Origin of the sequence: Anaerococcus sp., assembly GCF_030825785.1 — a bacterium.
GTDB lineage: Bacteria > Bacillota > Clostridia > Tissierellales > Peptoniphilaceae > Anaerococcus.
Genome location: NZ_JAPJPG010000003.1, coordinates 24,315 through 36,940, shown reverse-complemented (window position 1 = coordinate 36,940; position 12,626 = coordinate 24,315). Strand labels below are relative to the sequence as shown.

10 protein-coding genes are annotated in these 12,626 nt (G+C 37.6%); 2 read left to right on the top strand and 8 right to left on the bottom strand.

Annotated features, from left to right (window positions below; genetic code table 11):
* Positions 1–146 precede the first annotated feature (146 nt).
* Positions 147–482, top strand: coding sequence for a hypothetical protein (locus tag RCH56_RS00865; RefSeq protein ID WP_306483104.1), 336 nt, complete (start codon positions 147–149; stop codon positions 480–482).
* Between the two features lie 219 nt (positions 483–701).
* On the opposite strand, the gene RCH56_RS00860 is transcribed toward RCH56_RS00865, so the two are convergent.
* From RCH56_RS00860 to RCH56_RS00845, 4 genes are all read right to left on the bottom strand, one after another.
* The gene (locus RCH56_RS00860; protein ID WP_306483103.1) at positions 702–2,387 is read right to left on the bottom strand and encodes a glycoside hydrolase family 13 protein; all 1,686 of its coding nucleotides are present in this window, start codon (positions 2,385–2,387) and stop codon (positions 702–704) included.
* A 202-nt stretch (positions 2,388–2,589) separates the two neighbouring features.
* Positions 2,590–4,467 (bottom strand): fructose-specific PTS transporter subunit EIIC, encoded by a 1,878-nt coding sequence (locus RCH56_RS00855; RefSeq protein ID WP_306483102.1) that lies wholly within the window; start codon positions 4,465–4,467, stop codon positions 2,590–2,592.
* Positions 4,457–5,365 carry a 1-phosphofructokinase gene (pfkB, locus tag RCH56_RS00850; RefSeq protein WP_306483101.1) on the bottom strand — a complete coding sequence of 303 codons (909 nt, stop codon included), beginning with the start codon at positions 5,363–5,365 and terminating at the stop codon, positions 4,457–4,459. Before pfkB ends, RCH56_RS00855 begins: the two co-directional genes overlap by 11 nt.
* Positions 5,362–6,051 (bottom strand): DeoR/GlpR family DNA-binding transcription regulator, encoded by a 690-nt coding sequence (locus RCH56_RS00845; protein WP_306483100.1) that lies wholly within the window; start codon positions 6,049–6,051, stop codon positions 5,362–5,364. The genes pfkB and RCH56_RS00845 overlap by 4 nt, the downstream gene beginning before the upstream one ends.
* 135 nt (positions 6,052–6,186) lie before the next feature.
* Between RCH56_RS00845 and RCH56_RS00840 the strand changes: the two genes are divergently transcribed.
* A complete protein-coding gene (locus RCH56_RS00840) occupies positions 6,187–6,765 on the top strand; it encodes a xanthine phosphoribosyltransferase (RefSeq protein ID WP_306483099.1) in 579 nt (192 codons plus the stop codon).
* Positions 6,766–6,842: 77 nt separating this feature from the next.
* Here RCH56_RS00840 and RCH56_RS00835 read toward each other — a convergent pair whose 3' ends face one another.
* From RCH56_RS00835 to lon, 4 genes are all read right to left on the bottom strand, one after another.
* On the bottom strand, positions 6,843–7,562 hold the full coding sequence (locus tag RCH56_RS00835) for a copper homeostasis protein CutC (protein WP_306483098.1): 720 nt from the start codon (positions 7,560–7,562) through the stop codon (positions 6,843–6,845).
* A gap of 114 nt (positions 7,563–7,676) precedes the next feature.
* The gene (locus RCH56_RS00830; protein WP_306483097.1) at positions 7,677–9,440 is read right to left on the bottom strand and encodes a flavocytochrome c; all 1,764 of its coding nucleotides are present in this window, start codon (positions 9,438–9,440) and stop codon (positions 7,677–7,679) included.
* A gap of 270 nt (positions 9,441–9,710) precedes the next feature.
* A complete protein-coding gene (yihA, locus tag RCH56_RS00825; RefSeq protein ID WP_306483096.1) occupies positions 9,711–10,298 on the bottom strand; it encodes a ribosome biogenesis GTP-binding protein YihA/YsxC in 588 nt (195 codons plus the stop codon).
* Positions 10,295–12,625 (bottom strand): endopeptidase La, encoded by a 2,331-nt coding sequence (lon, locus tag RCH56_RS00820; protein WP_306483095.1) that lies wholly within the window; start codon positions 12,623–12,625, stop codon positions 10,295–10,297. Before lon ends, yihA begins: the two co-directional genes overlap by 4 nt.
* Position 12,626 lies beyond the last annotated feature (1 nt).

Genomic DNA, 12,626 nt, shown 5'->3' with positions numbered 1-12,626 from the left:
ATATTTTGACCTAGATTAGAATATATAGGAAAACATTTTACATATTCTTTACATTGTTTAATTGATTTAGGGGCTAATTAGATTTATATATGGAAATTTAGGGTAAGAAAACATCAAACGATATTTTAAAATTTAAGGAGGGCTTAATGGTTAAAAAAATGTTAAAAGCAGCCTTGTGGCAATCTGTTGAAAAACCTGAGAAAACCGGTGATTATATATTTACAGTTATAGGTTGGTTTGTCGTAATAGTTATAGTTGCTGCAATCAATGTATTTTTAGGAACTACTAGTTTAAATAAGTATTTAGTCCTATTTCTACGAATACTTTTTATTGTAGTAATCCCTTATATATTTCCAGCCCTCCATATTTCTACAGATAAAGGTAATAAGGCGGGAAGTTGGCTATTATTTAGATTTCACAGTGTAATAGGAGCTTTGATTGCTCCTATATATGTTTACAAATATCTTTCTAGCCTTAATTAGAAATCTTATTATAGAGAAGATTTGATGATTTTCATTTCTTCTCTATTTTTTATTTTGTTTGCAAATATGGCTTAAAATTATTTAATAATAACAAGAAAAAAGAAGCTCTCATAGGATATAAAACTTCTTTTCTCACTTATTAGTCATTTTTCTTCATAAATCCTTAGCTTAGTCCAACCATATCGATAGCCATAATATCTTATATGAATATTTCAAGTATTAGAAGAGCTTGGTATTTTTTTCTAATACTATAAAAGAATTTTCTAAAAGACTTCCCTCTTCATACCTATTTGAAGTAAGGATGTTAAAATCTCCTAGGTCTATTTGTCTTGCCTCATTTAGATTAATTACAAGCTTTATTTTAGAAGATCCATAAAATCTTTCTATAATTAAAAGTCCCTCATCGCTTTTAACTCTTATCCCACCTTCTCTAATTGCATCCTTTCTTTTAAGGGCGAAGATCTCCTTGATTTTTCTTATAAGATTCTCCTTCTCGCCTATCCTATCCCAAAGGAAACTCCTCCTACAATCTGGATCGTAAGCTCCTTCAAGGCCTATTTCTGTCCCGTAATACATAGAGGTAGTTCCAATAAAGACTGTCATCAAAGCGATTCCAGAAAGAAGCTTATCTTCTGACCCGTCCACTTCTGTAAGAAATCTCAAAGTATCGTGAGTATCGAGGAAGTTTAAGTTCATCCTATTAACTTGGTCCTTATTTCTAACTAGAACCCTATTTAGCCTGAAGGCCATAGCTCTGGCCTCAATTTCTCCCTTAAAATAATCAAGACTAGCCTTGGTGAAGGAGTAATTCATAATTGAGTCAAACTGGTCTCCCATAAGAAAGCTTGACCCATCGTGCCAATTTTCTCCAATAATTACTGCATCCTTCTTTAGACCCTTAATTTCTTTCCTAAAGGCCCTCCAGAAATCATGACTAATCTCATCAGATACATCTAGTCTCCATCCATCAATATCGAACTTTTCTATCCAATATTTTCCAACATCGATCAAATATTTTTGGACCTTTTTGTTGGAAGTATTAATCTTTGGCATAGCTGTGACTTTCGCAAAAGTTTCATAAGTCTTATCCTCATTTATATAAAACCAGTCGAAGTAGTCTGAGTCCTTTTGCTTGGCCAAAACATCTTGAAAAATTGGATTGTCCTTACTCATATGGTTGAAAACACCATCAAGAACTAGCTTCATATCCCTAGTATGAAGATTTTCTACAAGCTTTCTAAAGTCATCCTCATCACCAAAATGAGGATCAATTTTAAAATAATCTATTATATCATACTTATGGTTTGAATTTGACCTGAAAATCGGGGTCAGATATATAGCACTTACCCCCAGGTCCTTGAGATAGTCAAGTTTATCAACTATGCCCAAAAGGTCGCCTCCAGCAAAGCTTACTGGACTTGGCTTATCCTCCCAGACCATGTTGATATAGGAATCATCCTTGCTAAAGTTAGCCCTAGCGAACCTATCGACAAATATCTGATAGAAAACAGCCTCCTTCATCCAAGCCACTGTCGGAAAGAGGTCAGCTTCATTAATGTAAGGCATCTGGAAAAAATTATAATAGGCATCAGCTAAGTCATAATTTTCGCTAAGTCCATCTTCACTAAAATAATAATCGTTATGGCCATCATTAATCTTAAACACATAGCAAAGCCTTCTATCATCGAGCCTTATTCTTGTTTCATAGTAATAAAAAAGCTCATCTTCATAGGCCACTTCCATCTTAATCTCATTCCAAACGATTGGAAGATCAAACTGCCATCCATAAACTAGGTAGACCTCAAGCTTTTCCTTGGCTGTCCTTAATCTAATAATAATTTCATCAACATCAATAGGATTTGCCCATTGGCTCTCCATCATATGAAAAACTGCTTCTTTATTCACCTTAACTCCTTATTTTAGCTAATCGGCAAAGGATAATTGTAAGAGACAAGTATGCTTATATGTCTTAATAAAAGATAAGTCTTTGCCGAGTTTCAATTTTTTTCATTATATCAAGTGGATAGACTTTAGTCAAAATATCTATTTTTCCAAACAAAAAGACTCAAATACGCTTAAACATACTTGAGTCATAAAATTATTTTTACTAAGCTTTTTTCTTCATAAATCCGTAGATTAATCCACCTACTATAGATCCAACTAGGACTGCTCCTAGGAAGAACCCTGCTTGACTTAGGCTTGACATAGCTGGCAATACAAAGACTCCTCCGTGTGGGGCTGGGGCTGATATGTTAAAGCCTCCTACGATTGCTCCTGCTATGGCTGATCCAATAACACTTGCTGGGATTACCTTAGTTGGTTCCGCAGCTGCGAAAGGAATTGCTCCTTCTGTGATAAAGCTTAGTCCTAGGATGTAGTTGGTAATTGTAGTCTTCTTTTGATCTTCTGTAAATTTATCTTTGAAAAATGTTGTTGCTATTGCTATTGCAATTGGTGGAACCATTCCTCCAACCATTACAGCTGCCATAAAGGTTCCTATTCCTGTATCTGTGAAGGCTCCGATTGCAAAGGCGTAAGCTGCCTTGTTGATAGGACCACCCATATCTATTGCCATCATGCCTGCAAGGATTGCTCCAAGTAACAGCATATTAGCTCCTGATAGGCTCATTAGCCAATTGTTAATGAAGGTATTGATTCCGGTAAATATTGGGTCTATGATAAAGAACATCAAGGCTCCAACGATTAGAAGACCAAATACTGGATAGATTAGCATTGGCTTTAGGCCTTCGACTGATTTTGGAAGATTTCTGAAGGCTTTCTTTAGTAAATTAACTACATAACCTGCAAGAAAACCTCCGATTAGTCCACCGATAAAGCCTGCTCCACGACTTGCCATAAGACCTGCAACCATACCAGGCATTAGGGCTGGTCTATCACCAATTGACATGGCAATAAAGCCTGCAAGGATTGGTATTAAAAAGCTAAAGGCATCCCCTCCAAGACCATTTAGGAAAGTGAAGGCAAGAGATTCATCTCCTGCGAATCTTTCTACTAGGAAGGAGATTGCCATAAGGATTCCACCACCGATTACAAATGGTAGCATGTGGCTAATTCCGTTCATTAGGTCTCCGTAAATCTTTTGCCAGAAGCTTTGACCTTCGCCTTCGCCTTCGCCATCGTCATCACTTCCCTTACTTGCTCCTTCTTCTGCAGTAAAGATTCTTCCTTCTCCCTTGATGGCTTTTTCGATTAATTCATCGCTTTTTCTGATTCCATCAGATACTGGTCTTTGGATAAGTCTTTTGCCATCGAACCTGTTTGTTTCGACTTTCTTGTCAGCTGTAATTATTATTGCATCAGCTTCTTCGATTTCCTTAGCGCTAAGTCTATTTTTTATTCCATCAGACCCATTTGTCTCGACCTTGATTGAAACTCCTGCCTTTTTAGCTGCCTTTTCTAGGGATTCTTGGGCCATGTAGGTGTGGGCTATACCGTTTGGGCAAGCTGTTACTGCTAGTAGTTTGATATCGCTATTTGTTGCTTCTTCTTCAACTACTGGGGCCTTCTTTTTCTCAGTGTTTTTGTCGATTACTCCGTAGACTTCTTCTTCACTAGAGCATTTTTTAAGATCATCGATGAATCCTTCTTTCATTATCATTTTTGAAAGCTCGGCTAGGGTTTCTACATGGAGGTTGTTTTCTCCAGCAGGTGCCCCTATAGCGAAAAATATTTCTGTCGCCTCTCCGTCAAGTGCCTCGTAGTCAAGTCCTCCTACTTTTCTTGCAAATAAAACTGCAGGTTCTTTGACAGTTTCGTTTTTGGTGTGAGGGATAGCTACTGACTCACCTAGGGCAGTTGATCCTTCTTCTTCTCTTGCTATTAGGCCATTTTTGAAGTCTTCTTTGTCTTTTACATAGCCTTTTTCGAAAAACTTTGAGGCTATTTCATCGATTGCACTTTTTTTATCATTTGCCTGAAGGTCAAAAATCATCAGTTCAGGCTTGAGTAAGTCTCTAATTTCCACTTTCCTTTACCTCCACTTTTTCTAAAATCTCATCAATTTTTTCCTTACTTCCTATATCAGGGCTAAAGGCTGTCGCTGTTCCTGAAGCAACCGCAAGCTTATAGGCGTCCTCCTTAGATAAGTCATGGCTTAGGCCGTAGACAAAGCCTGCCACCATGGAGTCCCCTGCTCCTACAGAATTTACAAGCTTGCCTTCGATTGGGCCCGCCTTAAGGACCCTGCCCTTATCTACAAAGATTGAACCTTCGCCTCCTAGAGATACGATTACATTTTCTGCTCCAAGCTCATTTAACTTTCTGGCATAGGCGATTATGTCCTCATCTGTCTCTATCTTAGTTTCAAAAATCTTTCCAAGCTCTTCTTTGTTTGGTTTTACAAGAACTGGCTTATATTTTAGATAGTCTAGGACTTCCTTGTTTGCTATGTCTATAGTAAACTTACAAGGAATTTTTCCTATTACTTCCTTATAGAAGTCCTTATCGAGACTTTTGGGTAGAGATCCTGAGATTACTAAAAGATCATCTTCCTTGAGTGCCTTAAGACTAGCAAAAAACTTCTCTACTTCTTTCTCTTCTATATGAGGTCCTTCTGCATTGATTTCTGTCTCGTCTTGGTATTTTAGCTTTACATTAATCCTAGAAGCTCCCTTAATTTCTGTAAAGTTTTCCTTGATCCCTAGCTTTACGATTTCTTCTCTTATGAAATCTCCCGTAAAGCCACCGAGAAAGCCAATATTTACCGGATCATCTCCCAGATTTTTAAGTAGCTTTGAGACCATGATTCCCTTACCGCCTGGATACATAACGCTCGCCTTGCTACGAAGGGTCGCCCCATGGTTAAATTCATCTATCCTCATTACATAATCTATTGATGGATTCGTTGTTAATGTATAAATCATCTGTTCTCCTCAATTAGTTCTACGTCTCTTCTTTTTATAATCTTCGCATGATATATCTCTTGCTCTTTGGAAGAATCTGCTAGGATGTAGGCCTTATTGGAAAGCTCAATAGCCTTTCTCTTTATGAGAGCCTCGTTGATATCAGCAGTATAAAAATACTCATCATCAAAGCCATTTGCTCCAATAAAGGCTATGTCGAAATTAAAATTACAAAGCTCATTCATGGCAATCACTCCAGTAGTTACCCTAGTTCTTGCCTTAAGCCTTCCTCCGATAATTATCGTATCAAATCCTTTCTCTATTAGTTTTGTAACATGCATTAGACCATTTGTCACGATCCTTATATCCTTGGCCTCTATGAAATCGATCATAACATTTGTTGTAGATCCCGCATCTAGGAAAATTAGACTATTGTCGGTAATTTCTCTTGCAGCTTTCTTTCCTATAGACTTCTTCTCTTCTAACATGCTTTGCTCATTATCAGTGAAACTTCTCTCGTCTGTCTTTATATTTAATACAGCTCCCCCGTGGACCCTCCTTATCTTTCCAGCTTCCTCCAAAATATCGAGGTCGCGTCTTAGGGTTGACTCACTGACATGTAGCTTCTTAGTCAAATATCTGTTGGATATCTTCTTTTCCTTAAAAAGCACATCCAATATCATATCGAGTCTTTCTTCTACTATCATGATGATATTATATCATCATTTTCATTCAAAATCAATCATATTCTTTCAAAATCCTTCTATCTTATCTGAATTTGACTAATTTCTTAAAAACACTATAATTATTAAAAGCATATTAATTCTACATAAGGAGTGAACATGAAAGAACTTGAAGAAAAAATATTAGAAGAAGGAATCGTTATTGGACCAAATATCCTAAAGGTAGACTCCTTCCTCAACCAACAAATAGACTGTAAGCTTATCCAACAAATGGGCAAGGAATTTGCTGAGCATTTCAAAGATCAAAAGATAGATAAGGTTCTAACAGTAGAATCATCAGGTATCGCCCCAGCCCTTGCCACAGCCCTAGAGCTTGGAGTAAAATGTGTATTCGCAAGAAAACAACAATCCCTTACAACAGGAGATGATGTTTATCATTCAAGCGTCTACTCCTTCACCAAACAAGTTACAAATGAGCTTATAGTTTCCAAAAACTTCATCAAAGAAGACGAAAACGTCCTAATGATAGATGACTTCTTGGCAAATGGCCAAGCAGCCAAGGGCATGGTTGCTCTAGTAAGACAAGCAGGCGCCAACCCAATAGGCTTTGGTATAGTAATAGAAAAATCCTTCTCTGAAGGTCGTAGCGTAATCGAGGACGAAATGGGACTAGAAGTATACTCCTTAGCAAGAATTGCAAAACTAGAAGACGGCAAGATTACTTTTGTTGAAGAATAGAACAAACTAAAAGGAGCCATGAGCTCCTTTTTAATTTAAACTGTTTTATCTTTAAATCCTCTTTACATCTTCTAATTTTAAGATAATTTCTCAATTGTTTCTTTAGCCTTTTCTATAAGCTTCCTATCACTAAAGCTTATATCTTGATAGAGCGCCTCTCCTTTAAGATAGACCATATCTGTCTTTCTTTTGTTTCTAGCCGACATATGGAAGTTTTCGATTCCACTTTTCCTATAGATTTCTTCTATATTTGAATAGTTTACTCCAGATCCTGCCATAATTTCGATCCTGTCCTTGTATTTGTGATTAATCCTTGATAAAATCTCAATTCCTTCTATGGCTGTGGGGCTTTTCCCTGAAGTAAGGATTCTCTTGATCCCAATTTCTATCAAATCATCTATCACTTCTTCCCCATCCTTGGAGTAATCAAAGGCCCTATGAAAGCAAACTTTCTTTGGTCTAGAAAGCTCGACTAGCTTTCTTGTCCTATCTAGATCAATTTTCCCATCCTTTTTAAGAAGACCAAAGACAAATCCATCTATATCGAAGTCTTTGTAGATTCTTATCTCTTCTTTCATAATCTCAAATTCCTCATCATTATAGAAAAAATCGTAGGGTCTTGGTCTAATCATAACAAACTTCTCTATATTTTTTTCCTTGGAAATTTTACTAACGAGCCCTACAGACGGACTTATCCCATCAAGATCTAGGGCAGAGCATATTTCTACTCGATTAGCACAAGCTTTTTTCGCATTTATAAAAGATTCATAGGAATCTATACATATTTCAAGCTTCACATCTTTTCCTTTCTTTATCTTGATTTTTGAAAATGTCTATTACGCTTTTTCATCTTAATCTATACCCGAGAAATAAAAAAGAAGCCAGATTTCTCTGACCCCTTAATTTTTATATTATTTTCCAGCGTGTTTAGCTGCATTTTCTCCTGCTATTCTTCCGTAAACTGTGATGTCAGCCATAGCTACAGAACCAAGTCTGTTTTTGCCGTGGATTCCACCGGTTACTTCTCCTGCTGCGTAAAGTCCATCGATTGTTTTTCCATCTTTTGTTTGAACTTCTGCGTTAGTGTTGATTACTAATCCACCCATTGTGTGGTGAACTGCTGGAGCTGCCTTTAGCATGTAGTAAGGACCTTCATCGATTGTCCAACCTAGCATTCTAAGGTTGAATTCTGGATCTTCTCCATTTTTAGAGTTTTCGTTAAAGGTATTTACTGTTTCTACTAATTGATCTTTATCAATTTCGAAGTGGTCTGCAAGCTCTTCTATTGTGTCAGCCTTGTATAGAAGGCCTCTATCAAATAGGCTCTTAGCTTCTTCTGGGTTAGATTTCATTGTACCAGTTTTTTCGTTTGATTTTTCATCCCAAATTAGATAACCAACATAGTCTGTTTGATCTTTGATAGCCATTGAGATAGCACGTCTTGTATCAAGCTCTTCTACGAATCTCTTACCTTCTTTGTTTACTAGAAGCGCTCCACCTACTAGTCTTGTATCTCCAACATATAGAAGCTTACCTGTTTCTACATCACAGATTGGGTAAAGTTGGATCTTGTCCATATCTACAGTATCAGCACCAAGAGCTTGTGCCATTACGATACCATCTCCTGTCGCTCCTGGAGAGTTAGTTGATAGGACGTGTTCGTCGATTTCATGGTCGTTCTCATAAGTCATCTCATCATTTGCACCAAATCCACCTGTAGCAAGAACTACTGACTTAGCGTTGATTTCGTAGTTTTTATCGCTTCCTTCTGCCCTAACTCCACTAACAACTCCGTCTTTTGTAAGGACTTCCTTAACGTCTGTGTTTGTCATTAGGTCAATTCCTAGCTCTTCTGCTTTTGCCTTATATTTAGAAATTAATTCATTTCCTGTGTGGTTTTTAGGAATGTAAGATCTCTTAACTGAGTGTCCACCGAAGAACATCAAGCTATCTAGCCATTCTACTCCGATGTCATCTCTTAGCCAGTGGGCACCATCTGTTGCCTTGTCAGCTAATACTTCGATTAATTCTTTCTTTCCGCCTGCTTCTTCAACATCTTTTGCGAATAGTTCTTTACTATCTTCGATTCCTTCTTTTTCTTGAAGTTCGTTAGCTGGAGCTGCGTATTCTCCACCAGAAATTAGGGTATTACCACCAACTTGACCAAGTTTTTCAAGAAGTAGTACATCGGCACCTGATTCTTTGGCACTTACTGCAGCAGCAAATCCTGCTCCACCACCACCTACAACTACTACATCGTAATCCTTAGTTTCTGTTTCCTTATTATTAGCTTCGTCACTTTCCTTTTCATAAAGCTTAAGGTCACGACCACTTTCTTCAATGGCAGCCTTAACTGCTTCGATTAGGACAGTTGATGTAACTGTAGCTCCTGAAACAGTATCTACATTTATAGATTGTTTATCTACTATTTCTTTTACGATTTTATCAGCTGCTTGATCTCCTAGACCTTCTGTTTCCTTATGTACTAGATCAATTGAAGCTATCTTATCTCCCTCAAAATTAACAGTAGCTTCTATGTCTCCGTTGTGTCCTGCTTCTGTTACCTTAACGCTTTCTGCCTTAGCTCCATCCTTATTATCAGCTGTATTGTTACCACATGCTGTAAAAAGCATAGCTGCTGATAAAAGAATTGGCAAAATTTTATTCTTCTTCATATTTCCTCCCTTTTTTCTACTGCTTATAAATGATAACAAATTATGGAAATGTTTGCAAGTTCTTAGGATATCAGGTTAAAGTACTTTTTATAAATATTTATCAAACATGTATATTACAGGGATTAGTCCAATTTTTATTATAAATTTTACATATTATTACAATAAAATTTCCTCCTATTTTCCTATAGTTATAATACTAAAAATCAAAATCAGAAATAAATTTTTCCAAAGAAAATCCCCTCCACCTATTTCTAGATTTTGGGGTTGACTTTAATAATTAATTATCACATCGACTTGTTCTTCTAGGACATCCTTGTTGTGTTTGGTCTCTGAAGAGTAGGCAAAGATTAAGCCTTCGTCGTCGATTTCTAGCTTTTTCATGATTTGTTTGATATGTTTTTGGATCTGGCTTTTCTTGATTTTATCAAACTTAGTTGCAATTACAAAGCCTGTAAAGCCAGTTTCTCTTATCCAATCATACATCTGCTTGTCTAGGCTAGTTGGCTCATGTCTAATATCAACTAGGAGGAAGACTTCTTTTAGGGCTTCTCTTTGGTGGAGATATTCATTAATTAGCTTATCCCACTTGGCCTTCTCCTTCTTGCTGACCTTGGCATAGCCGTAGCCTGGAAGGTCTACGAGTCTAAACTTATCATTTATCCTATAGAAGTTGATGGTCCTAGTCTTGCCTGGGACTGAGGAAGTCTTGGCAAGCTTTTTTCTACCTAGGAAGGAATTGATAAATGAGCTCTTGCCTACGTTACTTCTGCCTACAAAGGCAAGCTCAGGAAGATCCTCACTTGGCCATTGTTCCCTAAATCCTGCAACTTGTTCGAGTTCAATACTTTTTATCTTCATATTAAGGCCTTTTCTATGACTTCAGCTACCTTGGAGACTGTGATGAAGTTAATCTTATCTCTAATCTCTTTTGGAATATCTTCAGTATCTCTTTCATTTTCTTTTGGAATTATGACGTTTTTGATTCCGTAAGAGTAGGCTGCTAGGGCCTTTTCCTTAAGGCCTCCTATAGGGAGGACATTACCACGAATTGTAACTTCTCCAGTCATAGCTATATCACTTCTTACTTTTTTACCTGTTAGGGCTGATACCATGGCACAGGTCATAGTAATTCCTGCAGAAGGACCGTCTTTTGGTGTTGCTCCTTCTGGGAAGTGGACATGAATGTCCTTATTTTCGTAGAACTTCCCACGGATTCCTAATTCACTTTGCTTTGATCTAATATAGGCCATGGCTACTTGGCCGGATTCTTTCATTACATCTCCTAAGGACCCTGTCATTTCTACATTGCCCTTACCTTCCATGACATTTGCCTCAACAGACAGCATGGTTCCACCAACAGAGGTCCAAGCGAGTCCATTTACAAGGCCTACTTGGTCCTCTTTTTCGATAGCATCGTCGAGGAATCTCTCCCTACCTAGGTATTTTGTGTAATTTTGCATAGAAACACGAACCTTATCCTTGCCAGCAAGTATTTCTTTGACAGCCCTTCTACAAATCTTGGCAATTAGTCTTTCAAGTTCTCTAACACCTGCTTCTCTAGTGTAGTTTTTGATGATTTTTTCAATTACTGCATCTGATATAGTAATTTCATCTTCCTTAAGACCATTGTTTTCCATCTCTTTAGCTACTAGGTATTTCCTCGCGATAGATTCCTTCTCGTTTATTGTATATCCTGATAGCTCTATTACTTCTAGCCTATCGTAGAGGGCATCAGGGATTTCATTCATGTCATTTGCTGTTGTGATGAAGAAGACATCTGATAGGTCGAAAGGAATATCTAGGTATCTATCGATAAACTTATCGTTTTGTTCTGGGTCAAGGACTTCTAGGAGGGCACTTGATGGATCTCCCCTAAAATCTGACCCTAATTTGTCGATCTCATCTAGGAGAAAGACTGGGTTTTTGACATTGATCCTGTCGATATTGGCAAGAACCCTTCCTGCCATAGCTCCGACATAGGTTCTCCTATGACCTCTGATTTCTGATTCATCGGTTACTCCACCGAGCCTCATAGAGACAAATTTCCTATCAAGAGCTCGGGCTATGGATTTAGCTATAGAAGTCTTTCCTACACCAGGAGGTCCTACTAGGCAAATCACGCTTCCCTTTGAGTTCTTGTTTTTTTGTCGAACTGCGATAGATTCTAGGATTCTTTCCTTTACATCTCTTAGGCCGTAGTGGTCTTCGTCTAGGATTTTCTCTGCCCTAGCTATATCTATTACATCCTTACTTAATTTATTCCAAGGAAGAGATACTACAAAGTCCAAATAAGCAGACAAAACTCCATAGTCAGGGCTCATCTCTGGTAGGGAGTCGATTCTTTCGATATCTTTTTCTAGAGACTTCTTGCTTTCCTTATCAAGCTTTATAGACTTTATTTTCTTCCTATAATAGTCAGCCTCGCTCTTGGCCTCTCCGTTATTTTCATTGATTTCTTTCTTTAAGACTTCCATCTTCTCTCTAAGATAGTAGTCCTTTTGGCTCTTGTTGATATTATCTTGAACCTGTTTTTCTATCTGTTTGGATAGCTTCTTAAGGCTTATTTCCTTACTTAGTATCTCGTGGAGAGCGAGCATCCTCTTTTCTGTATCTATGGTCTCGAGTATTTGGTAATACTCTTTTGGAGCAAGCTCTAGGTGGAAGGTTATCACATCAACTAGCCTGTGGAAGTTATCTATCTCTATCAGACTGTAGGCTATTTCATCAAGGGCATTGTTATCAAGACTAATATATTCCTTGAAGTCATCTATCAAGATTTTCTTTAGGGATAGGAGATTTTCCTTATCTTTTTCCTCTTCTTCCCTGTAGTGATATTCTGTTACAGCAGCTTTTAGAAAGCCTTCGGATACTGTTAGATCATCAAGTCTTGCCACTCCTATTGGATCTACAAAAACTCTAGTAACACCATTTGGAAGCTCGAAGGTATCTTTTATGCTTGCTACTATACCAAATTCGTATAGGCCTTCCTTTTTTGGATTGTCATCAAAGACATCCCTCTGGTTTACCAAAAACAGATTAGTATTTCTAAGCCTTGCATCTTCAACTGCATTTACCGAAATACTTCTTTTGGCATCGAAACTTAGGAAGGTAGTTGGCATTGGCCAGTAGCCCCTTAGGGCTACAAGAGGATATTTATTTTCAACTTTTTCATAAACATCTGTCATC